At 67.0% G+C, this 16,774-nt stretch carries 19 protein-coding genes and 1 tRNA gene; 3 read left to right on the top strand and 17 right to left on the bottom strand.

Annotated features, from left to right (window positions below; all coding sequences use genetic code 11):
- Position 1 precedes the first annotated feature (1 nt).
- The 5 genes from AC1RSK_RS12790 to AC1RSK_RS12810 all read right to left on the bottom strand — a co-directional run bounded on the left by AC1RSK_RS12790 (position 2) and on the right by AC1RSK_RS12810 (position 5,280).
- Complete coding sequence (locus tag AC1RSK_RS12790; protein ID WP_492907930.1) at positions 2 to 376, bottom strand: helix-turn-helix domain-containing protein; 375 nt, start codon at positions 374 to 376, stop codon at positions 2 to 4.
- Positions 377 to 537: 161 nt separating this feature from the next.
- Entirely contained in the window at positions 538 to 2,073 is a 1,536-nt protein-coding gene (locus tag AC1RSK_RS12795; RefSeq protein WP_492907931.1) for a hypothetical protein, read from the bottom strand.
- Complete coding sequence (locus AC1RSK_RS12800; protein WP_492907932.1) at positions 2,070 to 2,813, bottom strand: ABC transporter ATP-binding protein; 744 nt, start codon at positions 2,811 to 2,813, stop codon at positions 2,070 to 2,072. Before AC1RSK_RS12800 ends, AC1RSK_RS12795 begins: the two co-directional genes overlap by 4 nt.
- Before the next feature lie 87 nt (positions 2,814 to 2,900).
- Positions 2,901 to 3,827, bottom strand: a complete 927-nt coding sequence (locus AC1RSK_RS12805; RefSeq protein WP_492907933.1) for a hypothetical protein — start codon at positions 3,825 to 3,827, stop codon at positions 2,901 to 2,903.
- A complete protein-coding gene (locus AC1RSK_RS12810) occupies positions 3,811 to 5,280 on the bottom strand; it encodes an Eco57I restriction-modification methylase domain-containing protein (protein ID WP_492907934.1) in 1,470 nt (489 codons plus the stop codon). Before AC1RSK_RS12810 ends, AC1RSK_RS12805 begins: the two co-directional genes overlap by 17 nt.
- 227 nt (positions 5,281 to 5,507) lie before the next feature.
- Here AC1RSK_RS12810 and AC1RSK_RS12815 point away from each other — a divergent pair, with 227 nt between their 5' ends.
- Positions 5,508 to 7,862, top strand: a complete 2,355-nt coding sequence (locus AC1RSK_RS12815; RefSeq protein WP_492907935.1) for a thiamine pyrophosphate-binding protein — start codon at positions 5,508 to 5,510, stop codon at positions 7,860 to 7,862.
- On the opposite strand, the gene AC1RSK_RS12820 is transcribed toward AC1RSK_RS12815, so the two are convergent.
- The 8 genes from AC1RSK_RS12820 to AC1RSK_RS12855 form a co-directional block, all read right to left on the bottom strand.
- Positions 7,859 to 8,206 (bottom strand): nuclear transport factor 2 family protein, encoded by a 348-nt coding sequence (locus tag AC1RSK_RS12820; RefSeq protein WP_492907936.1) that lies wholly within the window; start codon positions 8,204 to 8,206, stop codon positions 7,859 to 7,861. The genes AC1RSK_RS12815 and AC1RSK_RS12820 overlap by 4 nt on opposite strands.
- Before the next feature lie 29 nt (positions 8,207 to 8,235).
- Positions 8,236 to 8,586 carry a nuclear transport factor 2 family protein gene (locus AC1RSK_RS12825; protein ID WP_492907937.1) on the bottom strand — a complete coding sequence of 117 codons (351 nt, stop codon included), beginning with the start codon at positions 8,584 to 8,586 and terminating at the stop codon, positions 8,236 to 8,238.
- A gap of 10 nt (positions 8,587 to 8,596) precedes the next feature.
- Positions 8,597 to 9,112: a c-type cytochrome gene (locus AC1RSK_RS12830; protein WP_492907938.1), complete on the bottom strand. Its 516-nt coding sequence runs from the start codon at positions 9,110 to 9,112 to the stop codon at positions 8,597 to 8,599.
- Positions 9,113 to 9,191: 79 nt separating this feature from the next.
- Complete coding sequence (gene arfB, locus AC1RSK_RS12835) at positions 9,192 to 9,617, bottom strand: alternative ribosome rescue aminoacyl-tRNA hydrolase ArfB (RefSeq protein ID WP_492907939.1); 426 nt, start codon at positions 9,615 to 9,617, stop codon at positions 9,192 to 9,194.
- Between the two features lie 42 nt (positions 9,618 to 9,659).
- Positions 9,660 to 10,058, bottom strand: a complete 399-nt coding sequence (locus AC1RSK_RS12840; RefSeq protein ID WP_492907940.1) for a DUF805 domain-containing protein — start codon at positions 10,056 to 10,058, stop codon at positions 9,660 to 9,662.
- A 92-nt stretch (positions 10,059 to 10,150) separates the two neighbouring features.
- On the bottom strand, positions 10,151 to 10,573 hold the full coding sequence (locus tag AC1RSK_RS12845; RefSeq protein ID WP_492907941.1) for a DUF805 domain-containing protein: 423 nt from the start codon (positions 10,571 to 10,573) through the stop codon (positions 10,151 to 10,153).
- A gap of 52 nt (positions 10,574 to 10,625) precedes the next feature.
- Positions 10,626 to 11,129 (bottom strand): YaiI/YqxD family protein, encoded by a 504-nt coding sequence (locus tag AC1RSK_RS12850; RefSeq protein ID WP_492907942.1) that lies wholly within the window; start codon positions 11,127 to 11,129, stop codon positions 10,626 to 10,628.
- 176 nt (positions 11,130 to 11,305) lie between these two features.
- Positions 11,306 to 11,381, bottom strand: a tRNA-Thr gene (locus tag AC1RSK_RS12855).
- Between the two features lie 74 nt (positions 11,382 to 11,455).
- On the opposite strand from AC1RSK_RS12855, the gene AC1RSK_RS12860 reads away from it, so the two are divergent.
- Together AC1RSK_RS12860 and AC1RSK_RS12865 are read left to right on the top strand one after the other, a co-directional pair.
- Positions 11,456 to 11,764 carry a polyhydroxyalkanoic acid system family protein gene (locus AC1RSK_RS12860; protein ID WP_492907943.1) on the top strand — a complete coding sequence of 103 codons (309 nt, stop codon included), beginning with the start codon at positions 11,456 to 11,458 and terminating at the stop codon, positions 11,762 to 11,764.
- 101 nt (positions 11,765 to 11,865) lie between these two features.
- On the top strand, positions 11,866 to 12,696 hold the full coding sequence (locus AC1RSK_RS12865) for a hypothetical protein (protein ID WP_492907944.1): 831 nt from the start codon (positions 11,866 to 11,868) through the stop codon (positions 12,694 to 12,696).
- Here AC1RSK_RS12865 and AC1RSK_RS12870 read toward each other — a convergent pair.
- From AC1RSK_RS12870 to AC1RSK_RS12885, 4 genes are read right to left on the bottom strand one after another with little or no spacing between them, the layout of a single operon-like run.
- Positions 12,693 to 13,490 carry an ABC transporter permease gene (locus AC1RSK_RS12870; RefSeq protein WP_492907945.1) on the bottom strand — a complete coding sequence of 266 codons (798 nt, stop codon included), beginning with the start codon at positions 13,488 to 13,490 and terminating at the stop codon, positions 12,693 to 12,695. The genes AC1RSK_RS12865 and AC1RSK_RS12870 overlap by 4 nt on opposite strands.
- Entirely contained in the window at positions 13,487 to 14,395 is a 909-nt protein-coding gene (locus AC1RSK_RS12875; protein ID WP_492907946.1) for an ABC transporter permease, read from the bottom strand. The genes AC1RSK_RS12870 and AC1RSK_RS12875 overlap by 4 nt, the downstream gene beginning before the upstream one ends.
- Positions 14,392 to 15,582: an ABC transporter ATP-binding protein gene (locus tag AC1RSK_RS12880; protein ID WP_492907947.1), complete on the bottom strand. Its 1,191-nt coding sequence runs from the start codon at positions 15,580 to 15,582 to the stop codon at positions 14,392 to 14,394. Before AC1RSK_RS12880 ends, AC1RSK_RS12875 begins: the two co-directional genes overlap by 4 nt.
- Positions 15,579 to 16,691, bottom strand: coding sequence for a polyamine ABC transporter substrate-binding protein (locus AC1RSK_RS12885; protein WP_492907949.1), 1,113 nt, complete (start codon positions 16,689 to 16,691; stop codon positions 15,579 to 15,581). The genes AC1RSK_RS12880 and AC1RSK_RS12885 overlap by 4 nt, the downstream gene beginning before the upstream one ends.
- Between the last annotated feature and the right edge of the window lie 83 nt (positions 16,692 to 16,774).

The following is a 16,774-nucleotide window of genomic DNA, read 5'->3' on the forward strand; positions in this document are numbered from 1 at the left end:
GCTAGGCTCGCGGCCGCTTGAAGAACATCGTGTGCACGACGTTCGTCATCATCGGGTTGAACATCGAGGTCGTGGAGACCAGCTCCCAGCCATCGGCGCCGGCCTTGTCCAGTTCCGACTGAAGGACCTTGCGATCCTTGGTGTCGACGACTTTGTATTCCCATTTCTGCAACATCGTTTCTTCCTCGCATTCGAGGTCCTGGACATCGACGTCGAGGGCGGCGGCGAGCGCTTTCCTCGACTGAAGTGACGCCGACCCATCGCTTTCTATGCGCTGGATGGTCCGCAGGTTGAGCCCGGAGGCGATCGCCAGCTCTTCCTGGGACCAGGATCTCTGCCGTCTCGCCTTGAGCACCGACGCCGTGTTGATCTTCATCGACTGTCCTTGACCGGTTGATGTCCGGAGGTTCCGCCGCCCTGGCGGACAGCGCTACGACGTCCCGCCGACGCGAGGGCGACGATCAGCTGACAACGTAACGACAGTCTTACGACAGTGCAGGCCAATTCGACGATTTCAGACCAGGTTGGCCTGATCGGTCAGCTTTCCGAGCGCAGGGTCTCGAGGATCTTGGCGTCGCTGCGGCGCAGGGCCAGGGTCAGGACAGCGGCCAGGACAGCGGGGACGATCGCCCAGGGCAGGTAGGCCACGGTCGCGGCCAGGAAGGTGGCCAGGCCGATCAGGCCGCCGACGCCGAAGATGGCCAGGGCGATCAGCCAATGGACGTTGCCCCGGCGGCGGAAGTCGGCGCGCCTGCCCGGCTTCTGATGCCACAGGCTGATCATGCCGGCCGACCAGGCCGAGGCGGCGCAGCCCAGCGTGGCGGCGATGCCGGCGACCGGGGCCAGGACGATCAGGCCGGCCAGCGGCAGCCCCAGCAAGGCGCCGGTGGGAATCAGTCCGGCCCAGAGCTTGGCGCGGTTCACGACGCTGAACGGGGCAGGGGCGGCGACCAGCAGGTCGGGGGCGTCCTCGGCCGAGACGGTGATCCAGGTGAAGCTGGCGGCCAGCTGGCCGGCGACCACCGCCAGGGCGGCGGCGCCGGCCGGCAGCAGCATGGTCTTGCCCTCGCCGGCGTTGCGCAGCAGCACGAAGGCCAGGGGGATCAGGTAGAGGACGCGCAGCAGCACCTGGCTGAACAGGGCGATGTCGCGCAGCAGCAGGCGCAGCTCCTTGCGCAGGGTGGCGCTGAAGGCCCCGCCGGCGAAGGCCCCGGCGCGGCCGGCCCGGCGCTTGGAGGTGTCGGCCCCGATCGCCGAGGCGGCGTCGCGGGCGAAGCGGCGGCCAAGGCCCTGGTTGACCAGCAGGAAGACAATCAGGCAGGCGCCGACCATGATCAGCAGCGGGATCGGTTCGCCGACGGCGGCGCGGGCCGGGATGTCGGCGCCGGGCGGCAGGGCCAGGGTGGTCTCGCCGGTGAAGTAGCGGCCGATCCAGCCCCAGCGGCTGTAGCTGCTGGAGCCGCGCATCATCTGCGGCAGCTGGAAGGCCAGGAACAGGCTGGCGCCGACCACGGCGGCCAGCACCTGGGCGAAGGTGCGGGTGCGGCGGGGGCCGAGCAGGCGGAACAGGAAGGTGGTCAACAGCAGGCCTGTGGCGCTGGCCAGCAGGCCGAGGGCCAGCAGTACGGCGATCGCCCCCAGCCACTGCGGCGTGCCGGTCAGGGCGATGGGGACCAGCAGGCCCACCCCGAGGACCAGCCAGAAGATGGTGGCCGAAAAGGCGATGCCGGCGAAGCGGACGGTCAGCAGGGTGCGCGGCGGCAGGGGCGAGGAAAACAGGAGGTCGAGGTCGCCGCGCACGTAGAGCACCTGGGCGGCGCGGGCCAGGGTCGAGGAGACCATCAGGGTGAAGATCAGGGCGATGACCATGTCGACCGCCAGGGCGATCGGCGGGGTCAGCACAAAGCCCATCTCGCGCACCGCCAGGCCGATGGGGATGCCGACGCCGATCAGGGCGATAAGCACGACGGCGAGGGCGACCAGCTGGATCACCCGCGCCTTGTCGCGGCGGCTCTCGCGCCACAGCAGGCGCAGCTCGTGGCCGATCAGCCAGGGAATGGAACCAGGCTTCACTGGGCGGCCGCCGGCTCGGTCAGCTGCAGGAACATGTCTTCGAGGGTGGCGTCGCCCGATCCGCCGAGAGCGCGCAGTTCGCTGAGGCTGCCCTCGGCGCGCATGCGGCCGCCCTGGATGATGCCGATGCGGTCGGCCATGCGCTCGGCGACCTCGAGGATGTGGGTGGTCAGGATGACGGTGCCGCCCTGGCGCACCCGCTGGGTCAGCACGTCCTTGACCTGGCGGGCCATGGCGGCGTCGAGGCCGGTCAGCGGCTCGTCGAGCATCAGCAGCTTGGGATCGTGGATCAGGGCGCCGGCCAGGGCGGTCTTCTGTTTCATCCCGCGGGAGAAACCCTCGCAGCGCTGGGCCCGCTCCTCCCAGAGGCCGAGCCATTTGAGCAGTTCCTCGGCCTTGCCGCGGGCGGTCTTGCCGTCGACGCCCCAGAGGCCGGCGACGAATTCCAGATACTCCATCGGATTGAGCCGGTCGTAGAGCATCGGCTCGTCCGGGGCCCAGGCGGTAATCGCCTTGGCGGCGGCTGGATCGCGCAGGGCGTCGATGCCGAAGACGCTGATCGAGCCGCTGGTCGGGGCCAAGAGGCCGGCGACCATCCGCAGCGTCGTGGTCTTGCCGGCCCCGTTGGGGCCGAGCAGGGCGTAGAGCTCGCCGGATCGCACCGTCAGGTCGAGGTCGGCGACGGCCGCCTTGCCGCCGAAGGTCTTGTTCAGGCGGCTCAGCACGAGGGCGTCGGTCATGGGAAGGGGCGCCTGGGGTGAGGATCAGCAGGGGTTGTTATTGCAGGGCCGGCGGCCACACTCAACGGAGCGATGGCGCATCGCGCTCTACTCGGCGGCATTCTCGGCAAGGCGCAGGGGATAGTCGATCGGGCTGTCCAGGAGCGCGAAGGCCGGGGAATCGCCCAGCCAGGGCTGCCTGCGCGTGACGCTGGCCAGGTCCGGCGCGCTGAACACGTAGCGTTCGTCATAGCGAAGGTAGAGGGCGTTGAAGAACTGCTCGAGCCGCAGCGGGCTGTCGGGCGGCGGGAAGCTGTCGAGCACCTGGCCGGCCAGCTCGGGCTGCATGTTGACCATGGCGATCGACACCGCCTCATACCGGCTGACGTCGTCGCGGATGCCGCGCCTGCCGGTGAGTTCACGCAGGGCCGTGTGGAACCGGATGATGGTCTCGACCGGCTCTCCGCCCGCCCGGATCGCGATGTCATTGGCGAGCAGCTGCCGCGTGGGCGAGGCCGATTCGGGCTCGGTCTCGGCGATCGCCGCCTGGGCCAGCTGGTTGGCGCGGATCACGAAGAGGTAGCCGAAAACCATGGCCGGATAGGTGATGTGCAGGTTGGTGCACTCACCGATCGTCTCCTCCATGCGGTTGGTCAGGTTCCGAAAGGCCCCGGTCATGCCCTTGCAGGAGACGGCGAGGACCGGACCCAGCCCGGGCTTGTTGACCACCACATCGACATTCTTGGTCTTCAGCCCGCCAAGGATGGTGGCCTCGCCGCCGGTCGCCACGGCCGGGTCAAACACCAGCTGCATGCCGCGCTTTGTGCGGATGGCGACAAAGGGCGGACGCGGGGTGATGTCTTCGGGAAGGAAGCCGCCCTCGAGCACCAGGCGGCAGGCGACGTACCAATGCAGCGGCTTGATGTGCTGCTGGCCCTGCGTCGCGCCCTGATGGGTCGCGAACCGGCGCAGGGCTTCGGCCTGTCCAACCCAGGCGCAGACCCGGCTCGGCTCCTCGTCAGGCGGTGGCGGCATTATGCCTCCACAGCCGCAGCAGATTGAGGGCTGAGCGAAGGGTCGCATCCTCGGACGCCGAGACCGGCCGGCTGGCCGGAACGAGCAGCTGGCCGGCTTCGCGAGGCTCCAGCTTGAGCATGCCGCCGCCCAGGGGGTGGCCCTCCAGTTCGCAGCTCAGCTGAACGAGCGGCGTCGACCACTGCGACGCCAGCCGCTGCAGGCCTTCGGCGCATTTGGCGGTCACGGCGTGGACGGAGTTTGTGCAGGAGGCCCCTGCGTCGTTGCGGACCAGGCTGGGCGAGGCGCCGGACATGTAGCTGAGGAAATAGCTGGGGACCCGGACATCCGGAACCGACCACCAGGGGTTCCGGACGCGGCATTTGTAGGCCGTTTGAGCCACCCGCGCCCTTTCCGTCGACAGGTAGCGCAGGACCGCCTTGGGCAGGTCCGCCGTCTTCGGAAGATTGAGCAGCAGGTAGGGATCGTCCTTGCCGCGCCAGGCCTCCAGGGTCGCCGCATTGACCGCCTTGCTCTTCAGCGCCCGGCCGTTGCGAACCGTCGGGCGCAGATACTGCCCGGGAATCTTCAGCCGCGCCGCCTCGGACGGCCGCAGATGGAAGAAGTCGTTGGCCCCGCTGATGTAGCCGATGCCGACCGAGGCGACATCGGACAGCCGTTGCGACCGGCCCGCGGCCTCCAGGTACAGGTCCCTCGCGCCCTGCGGCATGAGGTAGGGGCGAAGCCGCCGTTTCCAGGCCGTACGCCACTCGGCGACGTCAATCCGCTCGAAGGCGTTGGGTGGAACGGGAATGGGAAAGAAGCGATCGAGGGCGGTGAAACGAATCTCCGTCGTCGCGCCGCCGAAGCCGTCGGCGAAGAGCAGCCAGCAGTCCTCCGACAGGTCCGGAAACAGCTTCTCCCGGATCGCCACGACGTGGACGGTCCGGAAATGGGCGGTCAGATGCTCCAGCACCGGCGCGGCGTAGGGGGCGTGGCCAATCTCGGCCGGGACCACGAACGCCATCCGGCCGCCAAGCTTCAGCAGGCCGGTGGCGGCGACGACAAACGGCGCCCAGGACGAGGTGAGCCCGGTGAACTGGGCGCCAAGCTTCTTGCAATGGGCCAGGGCGCGGGCGCGGGTGGGGCCGCTGAACGACTGATAGCGGATGAAGGGAGGATTGCCGGCGACGCAGTCGAAACGCTCGTGGGTTCTCATCGCCCAGTCGAAGAAGTCCTCCACCAGGACGGTCGCGCCGGGCGCGGCCTGGCTGGCCAGCGCCGCGGTCTCGCGGTCCCGCTCGATGCCCGTGCTGTTGGGGTGGGCGGCGATGAACCGGCCATCGCCGCAGGACGGATCCAGCAGCCGGTCGTCCTCGCTCCTGACTGCCCACATCACCAGGGAGCTGACCACCTCGGCCGGCGTGAAGTATGCGCCCGAAAGTTTTTGACGTGTCGGCGCGGCGAGCCCCACTACCAATCCCTTTCCTGGCAGAGCGAATGCGCTGCTATGCGCTCCGCCTGGGAGCCCTGAATCGTTCGGCGATCATGCGGCATGAAAGCCTGTTTGTCACCGTTCCCTTTACGTTCCGTTGCGCCTTCGGCGATCGCCCGGAAAGCGTCAGGTTCGGGGGCGATGGTGTTTCTCCGCTTCCACGCCTAAACAGGGCCGAATATTGCGACCTGGAACGGTGTTTGAGCATGGATGACGGAGCGACGGCGGTGGAGCGGCAGGATATCGCGCTGTTGCGCCGGCTGGAGGAACGGGTGCTCTGGCTGGCCAGCTGGACGATCCATAACGCCAACCACCTGCGTGAGAGTCGCGACGGGCTGAAGGTCGGCGGCCACCAGGCGTCCTGCGCCTCGATGACCACCCTGATGACGGCCCTCTATTTCCGCAGCCTGCGGCCGCAGGACCGGGTGGCGGTGAAGCCGCACGCCAGCCCGGTGTTCCACGCCATCCAGCACCTGTTCGGCCGCCAGACCATTGACCAGCTGCAGCGTTTCCGCAGCCTCGGCGGGGCGCAGTCCTATCCCTCGCGGACCAAGGACATCGACGACGTCGACTTCTCCACCGGCTCGGTGGGGCTCGGCGTGGCGATGACCGCCTTCGCCAGCCTGACGCAGGACTATCTGGCGGCGCGCGGGGCGATCAAGCCGGACGCCATGGGGCGGATGATCTCGCTGCTGGGCGATGCGGAGCTGGACGAGGGCAACATCTACGAATGCCTGATCGAGGCCTGCAAACACGACCTGCGCAACACCTGGTGGATCGTCGACTACAACCGCCAGAGCCTGGACGCGACGACCTCGGACCGGATGTTCACCCGCTATGGCGAGATCTTCGAGGCCGCCGGCTGGCGGGTCGAGACGCTGAAGTGGTCCAAGCGCCAGCTCACCGCCTTCGCCCGGCCCGGCGGCGAGGCGCTGAAGGGCTGGATCGAGACGGCGCCGAACGATCTCTACTCGGCCCTGACCTATCAGGGCGGCAAGGCCTGGCGCGAGCGGCTGAGCGCTGATCTGGCCGCCGACAAGCGGGCCCTGAAGCTGATCGAAAGCTACAGCGACGACGACCTGGCCATGGTGATGACCGAGCTGGGCGGCCACTGCCTGGAGACCATTCTGGAGGCCTTCGATCGGGCGGCCGAGGACGACGAGCCGCGGTTTTTCATCGCCTATACCGTCAAGGGCTGGCGGCTGCCGTTCCAGGGCCACAAGGACAACCATTCGGGCCTGATGACCCCGACCCAGATCGCCGAGCTGCGCGGCCGCCTGGGTGTTGTCGAGGGCGAGGAGTGGGACATCTTCTCGGGCCTGGGCGACAACGAACGGGCGGCCTTGCGCCATACCGTCGAGACCGCCCCGTTCGCCGCCCGCAAGGACGGGCGCAAAGTCGCGGCGACCGTCGCCGTTCCGACGGCCGACGAGCTGTTGTTGGCCGTGGAGGGCGGCGGCGAGCAGTCGACCCAGGCGGCCTTCGGCAAGGTGATGTTCGAGATCGCCAAGCGGACCGACGACTTCGCGGGCCGGGTGGTGACCACCTCGCCGGACGTGACGGTGTCGACCAACCTCGGCGGCTTCGTGAACCGGCGCGGCGTGTTCCACCGGCGGGCGCATGAGGACGTTTTCAAGAACCGGCGCATCCCCTCGGCCCAGGTCTGGGCCATGGCCGACACCGGCCAGCACATCGAGCTGGGCATCGCCGAGAACAACCTGTTCATCGCCCTGGCGGGGCTGGGCCTCAGTGCCTCGGTGTTCGGCGAGCGGCTGTTCCCGGTCGGCACCCTGTACGATCCCTTCATCGCCCGCGGGCTCGATGCCCTGAACTACGCCTGCTACCAGGACGCCCGCTTCCTGCTGGTGGCGACGCCCAGCGGCCTGACCCTGGCGCCGGAGGGTGGGGCCCACCAGTCGATCGGCACGCCGCTGATCGGCATGAGCCAGCCGGGTCTGGACAGCTACGAGCCGGCCTTCGCCGACGAGACGGCGGTCCTGATGGCCCACGCCTTCGACCGCATCCAGCGCGAGGACGGCGGCTCGACCTATCTGCGGCTGTCGACGCGCAGCCTGGCGCAGCCGAACCGGACCGACGACGCCTGGCGCGCCGGAGTCGTCGAGGGCGCCTACTGGATGAAGCCGCCGGCGCGCGGCGCGCGCATGGCCCTGGTCTACAGCGGCGCCATCGCGCCGGAAGCCCTGGCCGCCTTCGAGGCCATCCTCGAGGACCTGCCCGAGGCCGGTCTGCTTGCGGTTACCTCGCCGGACGTGCTGCACGCCGACTGGACCGCCGCCGGCCGGGCCCGCTGGACGGGCGGCGAGGCGCGGACGGCCACGGCCGAGCGGCTGCTCAAACCGCTCAGCGCCGACGCGGTGCTGGTGACGGTGCTGGACGGCTCGCCGGCGGCGCTGTCCTGGCTCGGCTCGGTGCGCGGCCAGCGGGTCCGGGCGCTGGGCATGGAGAGCTTTGGCCAGTCGGGGGATTTGCCGGACCTCTATGCGAAGTACCGGCTGGATGCCGAGGCCATCGTGGATGCGTGCGCGGACCTGCTGGTCTAGCTCGGGTCCATCCGGCGGATCAGGTCGTCGGGACCGAAGGTGATGACATGGGTGACCCGGTCGTGGCTCCACAGCTGGCCGTCCGGCTTCCTCATGGTCTGGGCGACGGTGACCACCATGCGGCCGTCGGGCAGTTCGTCGAAGGCGACCGGCGTGGCCTCGATGCTCATCACCTGGAACTGTTCGGTCCAGTAGGCGCCGACGGCCTCGCGGCCCTTCAGGGGCTGGCCAGTCAGCATGTCCGACCATTCGACCTGCGGATCGAGGGCCGCGACCATGGTCGGCACATCGCGACGGTTATAGGCCTCGTAGACCGCTTCGAGGATCGCCTGGCGCGGCTGCATCCTGCTCCTCCCCTACGCTCGCTCAGGCACTACTCACCCAGGCGGTCCATCCGCACGATCAGGCCGTCACGGAACCTGAAACTGTAATCGACCGGCCCATCATGCCACAGGGCGCCGGCCAGACTGGTCACATGGTGATGAACCCGCACCTCCATCGCCCCGTCAGGACGGGCATGGAAGGCGGTTGGCGTGCTCTCGCTCTCGAGCAGGGCGAAGGCGCTCGCATAGTAGTCGAGCACGGCGGCGGCGCCGGCCACGTGGCCGCCGTTGAGCTGGTCGGGGACCTCGACGTCGGGGTGCAGCATAGCCGCGATCCCCGCGACATCCTTGTTGTCGAGGGCCTTGTGGAACCGCAGCAGGAGGGTTCTCCGCGCGTCCATGGTGGTGTCGCTATTCTCCCGGCTTGTAGCCTGTTTCGACTTTCAGATAGGCGATCAGATCGCGGCGTTTCTCGGCGTCCTTGAGGCCGACGAAGGTCATGCGGTTGCCGGGCAGGAAGCCCTTGGGGTCGGCCAGCCAGGCGTCGAGTTTCTCGGCGTCCCATTTGAAACCGGCGCCCTTGACCGCGTCGGAGTATTTGAAGCCCTCGTGCGTGCCGGCCGTCCGGCCGAAGACGCCGTAGAGGTTGGGGCCGGTCGAGTTGGGACCGCCCGGGACGATGGTGTGGCAGGAGCGGCAGAGGGCGAAGGTGGTCTTGCCGTTGGCCAGGTTGCCGGTGTTGTAGGGGGCCGGCAGGCTGGCCAGGGCGGCCTGCTTCTCGGCGTCGGTCAGGGCCGGTGGCGGCGGCGTGGCCGAGGCGTCAGGAGTGCTCGACTCGGTCTTGCCGGACTCCGGCGCGGTGGGCCCACAGGCGGCGAGAAGACCCGCGAGGACCGCAATCCCTGACACGACAACAGCTGAACGCATGCGAAATCCCCTGGTCCATGATTGAGATAGGCCGTGAAGGCGTCGCTTTCAACGGCATGACATTGTTATCCGAGTGAGGCTATTCGTCGCCGGTCGGCCGCCCGCGCCCGGTCTTGATGGTTCCGCGCCGCGATTTGGCCGACAGCCGACGCTCCTTGGAGGCCTTGGTAGGGCGAGTCGGCCGACGTTTGGGCGGTGGCGGCTCGGCCGCCTTGGCGATCAGGGCGACCAGCCGGTCGATGGCGTCGGCCCGGTTGCGCTCCTGGGTGCGGAAGCGGTTGGCGGTCAGCACGATCTCGCCGTCGTTGGTCAGGCGCGAACCGGCCAGCTTCTCGAGCCGCTCGCGGACGTAGTCATTGAACGACGGCGAGTTGCGCACGTCGAACCGCAGCTGGACGGCGGTGGCGACCTTGTTGACGTTCTGGCCGCCAGGCCCCGAGGCGCGGATGAAGCTGAGCTCAACCTCGCCGTCGTCCAGGCTGATGGCGGAAGTGACGGGGATCATGGCGGCGTCAGATAGCCCGCGCCGCCATGATCCGCCAGGGACTCAGCTGAAGGTTTCAGCCGCGCCGCGACCCTTGGGGTCGGGGCCGAACTTGTTGGGACCGGGCGTCCCGTCGAGCACATAGAAGATGATCAGCACGATGGCGCCGACCAGCGGGACCAAGGCGATCAGCAGCCACCAGCCGGAGCGGTCGGTGTCATGCAGGCGGCGGACGCCGACCGCGAGGGACGGAACCAGGATGGCCAGGAACCACAGCAGGCCCAGCAGGCCGCCGCCGCTGAACGGATTGCCGGCGTCCGGCGCGCCCATGACCATGCTACCGATGATATTGAGGACAACCGACACCACGAAGGTGAACAGCCAGAACAGCCAGTATTCCGAGCGACGGGCCCGACCGTTGAAGTCGGCGTATTTGCGCAACGGCGCGAACATCAGATCCATGAGCAGCCCCTTTCAACCCTGTTGGTCCCAACACAACGCGGGACAATGGTGTGAGCCTGCCCCGCATTCGCCTGACAGGCAACCACCGTTCTTCAGGTGAACACGCTGGCCGTGTGAGCGGTCAGGGCGCGGGGATCGGGGCCGTGGCGGTTGGTGCCGTCGGTTCCCTTGAGCAGCATGAAGATGAAGATCACGAAGCCGCCCATGGGCACCAGGCCCAGCAGCACCAGCCAGCCTGAGAGATCCTGGTCATGCAACCGGCGGACGGTGACCGCCAGTTCGGGGATGATCAGCGCCAGATAGGCCAGGCCGGCGAGAATCAGCCAGATGCCGGCGATCAGGCCAATCGGATCGTTGTTGACCTCGCCGTTGCTGAAGCCGGCCAGGATCGCGAACGGAATGAAGAAGGCGACGAACAGCAGCACGCGGAACAGGAAGAACATCCAGTACTCGGTGCGCGTGGCGCGGCCGTAGAAGTCAGCGTATTTGCGCAGCGGCGCGAGCATCATGTCCATGGGCCTGCCCTCCATCCGATGGGGCGCCAGCTTAGCGGCTGCCGGGCCGGCTTCAACCCGGACGGCGTTTGGCCTTGTTCACGGCTTCGTCGAGGGCCTGCAGGAAGCGGGAGCGGTCGTCGCGGCCGAAGGGCGGCGGGCCGCCGGTGATCTCGCCGGTCGAGCGGATGTGTTCCATGATCGACCGTGTGGCCAGGGCCGAGCCGATGCTGTCGGTTGTGAACGGCCGGCCGTTGGGTTTCAGCACCTGGGCGCCGGCCTTGAGGCAGAGGTCGGCCAGGGGAATGTCGTTGGTGATGACGATGTCGCGCGGGCCGCAGCGCTCAGCGATCCAGGCGTCGGCGACGTCCGGGCCGGCGTCGACGATGACCCCCTCGATCAGCGGCGACTGCGGGACCAGCATGAAGCTGTTGGCGACGACGAAGGTCTTCAGGCCGTAGCGGCTGGCGACCTTGTAGGTCTCGTCCTTCACCGGACAGGCGTCGGCGTCGATGAAGAAGCGGATGGGCGTGGTCATGGCCTTCGTAAAGCAGGCCGCCCCCGCTTTGTCAGCCATCCGTTTGTCAGGTGGTGGGCGGATGAAACCAATGTTCGCCGTTAACGTTTGACCTTCGACCGCCCCGCATCGGGGTCGTGGAGGGTCGCCATGCGCAGGTTTTTCAAGCGACTGCTCGCCAACATCGACGCGATGATCTGGAACCTGGGTCCCGGGCCCCAACCCCGTCATTGAAGTGGTGCCGGCTGCAGGAATCGAACCCGCGACCTTCGGTTTACAAAACCGCTGCTCTACCATCTGAGCTAAGCCGGCGTGCTTGTGGGCCCAAGCGAGGGCGCCCACATGCGATAAACCACGCGTTTCGTCCAGCCTGAAAGGCCCGTCTCATGGCCAAGCCTCTGACCATCACCGTCGCCCACCAGCTGGGCCAGGCCGAGGCCCGCCGGCGGATCGAGGAGGGCTTTGGCAAGATCGAGCAGCAGCTTGCCGGCGGCGGCCAGGCTAAGGTCGACAAGAGCTGGACCGGCGACACCATGACTTTCACCGCCCTGGCCATGGGCCAGACGATCACCGGCGCGCTGCATGTGCTGGAGGACGAGATCAGGATCGACATCGTCCTGCCCGGCTTCCTGTCGATGTTCGCCGGCAAGGTGAAGGACAAGGTGCGGGAGCAAGGCCAGCTGCTGCTGAAGTGACTGGTCTCCAGTCCGAACGATTGCCGATTGGGGTTGCGCGACACACTAGACACGCATCGCGAGAGTTGGCGTAATGCGAGGACGTCTGGGGGGACTCTTCAATGCCGGCAAAGAACGCACAAGAACGAACTTCGGTTTCCCTTGAGCGCCTCATTCGCTTGGTCAAACGCTATTCGCTGCCGGTAACGGCGGCAATTTGCATCATCTTATTTGCGCTGTCTGGCCTGAAAGTAATCCTTCCGGGACAAGAAGGAGCGATCGCGCTGGTTGGCGTGGCTGCAATCGTCGCCACACTTTACGATATCAGGCTAGCACTCGAAGGTGGCCGGGCGACCAGAGGCCGAGTTGTCTACTCGTCAATGAACGACGCGCGCTCGATTTTGGTCAGATTTCTCATTGAGGAAATCGCAAACGGGCGAAGCGATGACATAATAATTCTTGGCACCCGCTTTCGGTCTATCGGCGACATCCTTCGCGAGGTCCGGCAGAGATCATTCGAGGTAAAGGTACAGGGGCGAACGCACATTCGCATCTTCGCTATGAATCCTGAATTCACTTCAAAGATGGTGCTTCCAGGTAATCTCCCCGCGGAAAAACAACTTGCCAGAAACGGTGCAGCGGCGAAGCATACTGAAGCAGTTCTACAAGATATAGGTCATACAGATAGCTGGCCGGATCGCATCTCCATTTCGATTACCTACTATGATCAGCTTCCTTCCGAGTATTTTTTTAGGATTGGCAGGAATCACGTGCTTCTCGGTGGCGTGCTTTGGGATGAAGAGGCCTCGCAGCTTGAGGGTCATTTTGCGCCATGCTGGCTACTTGCCAAGGACGCGGAAGAATTCGAGGAAGTCGTCGCCTGGATGAACAATCGCGCGCGACTGCTTGAGGCGCTGAAGGCCCCAGACGCCGTGGAGTTGAGTTTGGCCTAGGCGATGGCAGTTGCCCGGGCCCGCCATTTCGCGCCGATCGACCAGCAGATCACCCCGACGGCCACCACCCCGATCAGCAGGGTGCAGACGGCGTTGATCTCCGGCGAGACGCCCAGCCGCACCTGGCTGTAGATGCGCATCGGCAGGGTGGTCGAGCCCGGGCCGCTGGTGAAGCTGGCGATGACCAGGTCATCGAGCGAGAGCGTGAAGGCCAGCATCCAACCGGCCAGAATCGCTGGGAAAATATTGGGCAGGGTGACCTGCCAGAAGGCCCGGGTCGGGGTCGCGCCGAGGTCCTGGGCCGCCTCTTCGAGGGCGCGGTCGAAGGTGGCCAGGCGCGACTGCACGACCACGGCGACATAGGCCATGGTCAGGGTGGTGTGGGCCAGGGTCACGGTCAGAAAGCCGCGGTCGATCTTCAGGGCGACGAACAGCAGCAGCAGGCTGAGGCCCATGATGACCTCGGGCATGACCAGCGGCGCGTAGCTCATGCCTGAGAACAGGGTGCGGCCCCTGAAGGCGCCGTGACGGGTCAGGGCGACGGCGGCCAGGGTTCCGAGCAGGGTGGCCAGGGTGGCGCTGATCAGGCCGACCCGCAGGGTGACCCAGGCGGCGGCCATCAGCTGGTCGTTGTGCAGCAGCGTGCCGTACCATTTGGTCGAGAAGCCGCCCCAGACGGTGACCATCTTGCTGGCGTTGAACGACCAGGCGACCAGCAGCAGGATCGGCAGGTAGAGGAAGGCGAAGCCGACCGTCAGGCTGACCAGGTTGAAGGCGGAGGGCCCGCGTCTCATCGGCCCGCCTCCAGGGCCTTCACCTGCTGGCGCTGGTAGAGGACGATGGGCACGACCAGGGTCAGCAGCAGGACCACGGCGACGGCCGAGGCGAACGGCCAGTCGCGGTTGGCGAAGAACTCCATCCAGATCGAGCGGCCGATCATCAGCGAGCCGGGCCCGCCGAGCAGGTCGGGGATGACGAACTCGCCGACCATGGGGATGAAGCAGAGCAGGGAGCCGGCGACGACGCCCGGGATGGAGAGCGGGAAGGTCACCTGCCAGAAGCTCTTCCAGGGCGGCGAGCCGAGGTCGGCGGCGGCCTCCAGCAGGGTGTGGTCCATCTTTTCCAGCACGGCGTAGAGCGGCAGCACCATGAAGGGCAGGTAGCTGTAGACCAGGCCGATCTGCACGGCGGCCGGGGTGTAGAGGAGGTCGGTCGGTGGGATGCCGAGCAGGCCAAGGCCGGCGTTGAGCAGCCCCTCGGGCTTGAGGATGCCGACCCAGGCGTAGACCCGGATCAGGAAGCTGGTCCAGAACGGAAGGATGACCAGCATCAAGAGCAGGCCGCGGGTCGAGGGTTTGCAGCGGGCCATGCCGTAGGCCATCGGATAGCCGACCAGCAGGGCCAGGACCGTGCCCTCGGCGGCGAACCGCAGGCTGGAGACGTAGGACTTGGCGTAGAGGCTGTCGCTGCCCAGCTGCCTGTAGGTGTCGAAGTCGAGGGCGGCGAAGAAGGCCTTGATGCCATCCAGGCCGCGGCTCCAGTCGATCTGCGGCGCATAGGGCGGGATCGACAGGGCGCTGTCGGATAGCGACAGCCGGAAGACCAGCAGGAAGGGCAGGGCGAAGAAGACCAGCAGCCAGGCATAGGGGATCAGCGCCGACAGCTTCGGCCAGGGCTTCTTCACCCGCGCGCCGGTCATTGGGTCAGCACCACGCCGGCGTCGTCGGCGAAGCTGACCCAGACCTTGTCGTCCCAGCCGATGGGACGCTCGACGATGCGGCTGGCGTTGGCCTTGGCGACGCGGATCAGCTTCTCGCCCGGCAGTTCGACGATGTAGTTGGTCCAGTCGCCGGTGTAGCCGATGTCCCAGATCTCGCCGGCCAGCACATTGTGAGTCCCGGCCGGCGGCGGCTCCAGGCTGATGCGCATCTTCTCGGGGCGGACGGCGAGGTTCACCGCCGAGCCGGCCGGTGGGCAGTCGTCGTCGAGGACGTAAAAGCCGTCGGGAGCGCCGGCGGCGCTGAGCCGGGCCATGGGATGCTCGATGGCCGAGACGGAGGCGTCGAACAGGTTCACGTCGCCGAGGAATTCGGCCACGTAGCGGCTGGCGGGGGTCTCGTAGACCTCTTCGGGACGGCCGATCTGGGCAATCTCGCCCTCGCGCATGACGGCAATGCGGTCGGCCATGACCATGGCCTCCTCCTGGTCATGGGTGACGATCAGGAAGGTCATGCCGAGCTCGACCTGCAGGTCCATCAGCTCGAACTGGGTCTCCTCGCGCAGCTTCTTGTCCAGCGCGCCCAGCGGCTCGTCGAGCAGCAGCATCTGGGGCTTGCGGGCAACGGCCCGGGCCAGCGCCACACGCTGCTTCTGGCCGCCGGACAGCTGGTCGGGCTTGCGACGGGCGAAGGGCTTCAGCTTGACCAGCTCCAGCATCTCAACGACGCGGGCGGCGATCTCGGTCTTGGGCAGGCCCTCCTGCTTGAGCCCGAAGGCGATGTTCTGCTCGACCGTCAGGTGCGGGAACAGGGCGTAGGACTGAAACATCATGTTGACCGGCCGCTGGTGCGGCGGGATGCCGGCCAGGTCTTGCCCGGCCAGGGTGATGCTCCCGGCGTTCGGCGTCTCGAAGCCGGCGAGCATCCGCATCAGGGTGGTCTTGCCACAGCCCGAGGGACCGAGCAGGGCGAAGAACTCCCCCGGATAGATGTCCAGCGAGACGTCGTTCACCGCCGTCTGGTCGCCGAACCGCTTGGTCACGCCCTGGAAGCGGACCAGCGGCGTCGCGGCCGGATCGTTCCAGGGGGCGAAGGTCGAGCGCACAGCCCCGATGTTCAGTCGCTTGCCAGCCCCCTTTGCCGGCCGGCCCTTGCTCCCGGTCGTCATTGGCCGGTGGTCACCTTGGTCCATTCGCGGTTGACGACCTTGACCAGCGCCTGGTCCTTGGTGGTCGTCACGAACAGGCGCTGGAAGACCTCCGGCGTCGGATAGACGTTCGGATCGTCCCGCACCTCGGCCTTGACCAGCTGGGTCGCCGGCAGGTTGGCGTTGGCGTAGTTGGTCGAGTTGGAGGCCCGGGCGATGATCTCCGGCCGCAGCATGAAGTCGAGGAACTTGTAGGCGGCCTCAGGGTTCGGCGCGTCGGCCGGAATGGTGAAGACGTCGAACCAGACCTGGCTGCCTTCCTTGGGAATGAAATAGCCGACCTCGACGCCCTTCTTGGCCTCGTCGGCGCGGTCGCGGGCCTGCAGGATGTCGCCGCTGTAGCCGATCACCACGCAGGCGTCGCCGTTGGCCAGGGCCTCGATGTATTCGCTGCTGTGGAACTTGCGGACATAGGGCCGCAGCTTGAGCAGCAGCTGCGTGGCCGCCTCATAGTCGGCCGGATTCTTGGAGTTGGGGTCCTTGCCCAGGTAGTGCAGGGCGACCGCGTACATGTCCTCCGAGGCGTCCAGGAAGTAGACCCCGCAGTCCTTCAGCTTGGCCAGGTTCTTGGGATCGAAGACCACCGCCCAGCTGTCGAGCGGTACGCCTGGCAGGCGTTTGGCCACCTCGGCCTTGTTGTAGCCGACGCCCATGGTGCCCCACATGTAGGGGATGTTGTACTTGGCGCCCGGATCGAAGGGCTCCATGCGGGCCATCAGGTCGGGCCACAGATTCTTGCGGTTCGGCAGCTTGGCGAAATCCAAGGGCTGGATGGCCTTGGCGGTGATGTAGCGCGGCAGGTTGTGGTTTGACGGGGTGACGATGTCGTAGCCGGTGCCGCCGGTCAGGACCTTGGTCTCCAGCACCTCGTTGGAATCGAAGGTGTCGTAGACCACCTTGATGCCGGTCTCGGCGGTGAATTCCTCGAGCAGCTTGGGGTCGATGTAGTCCGACCAGTTGTAGATCTTCAGCGTGTCGTTCTTGCTCTTGCCGGCCTCGCAGGCCGCCAGACCCAGAACCGCCACCGCAACCATGGCCACGGCCAGCCGCCGCGTCATCGTCCCAAGCATCGCGCCCTCCGCAAAATCGTCCCTGGCGCAATGTTTACAGGCGCGAGGGCCGACAAGTTAAGCGGTTTTGCCGGGTGGCTGTC

The sequence above is a fragment of the Caulobacter sp. GW821-FHT11A05 genome (assembly GCF_058809015.1).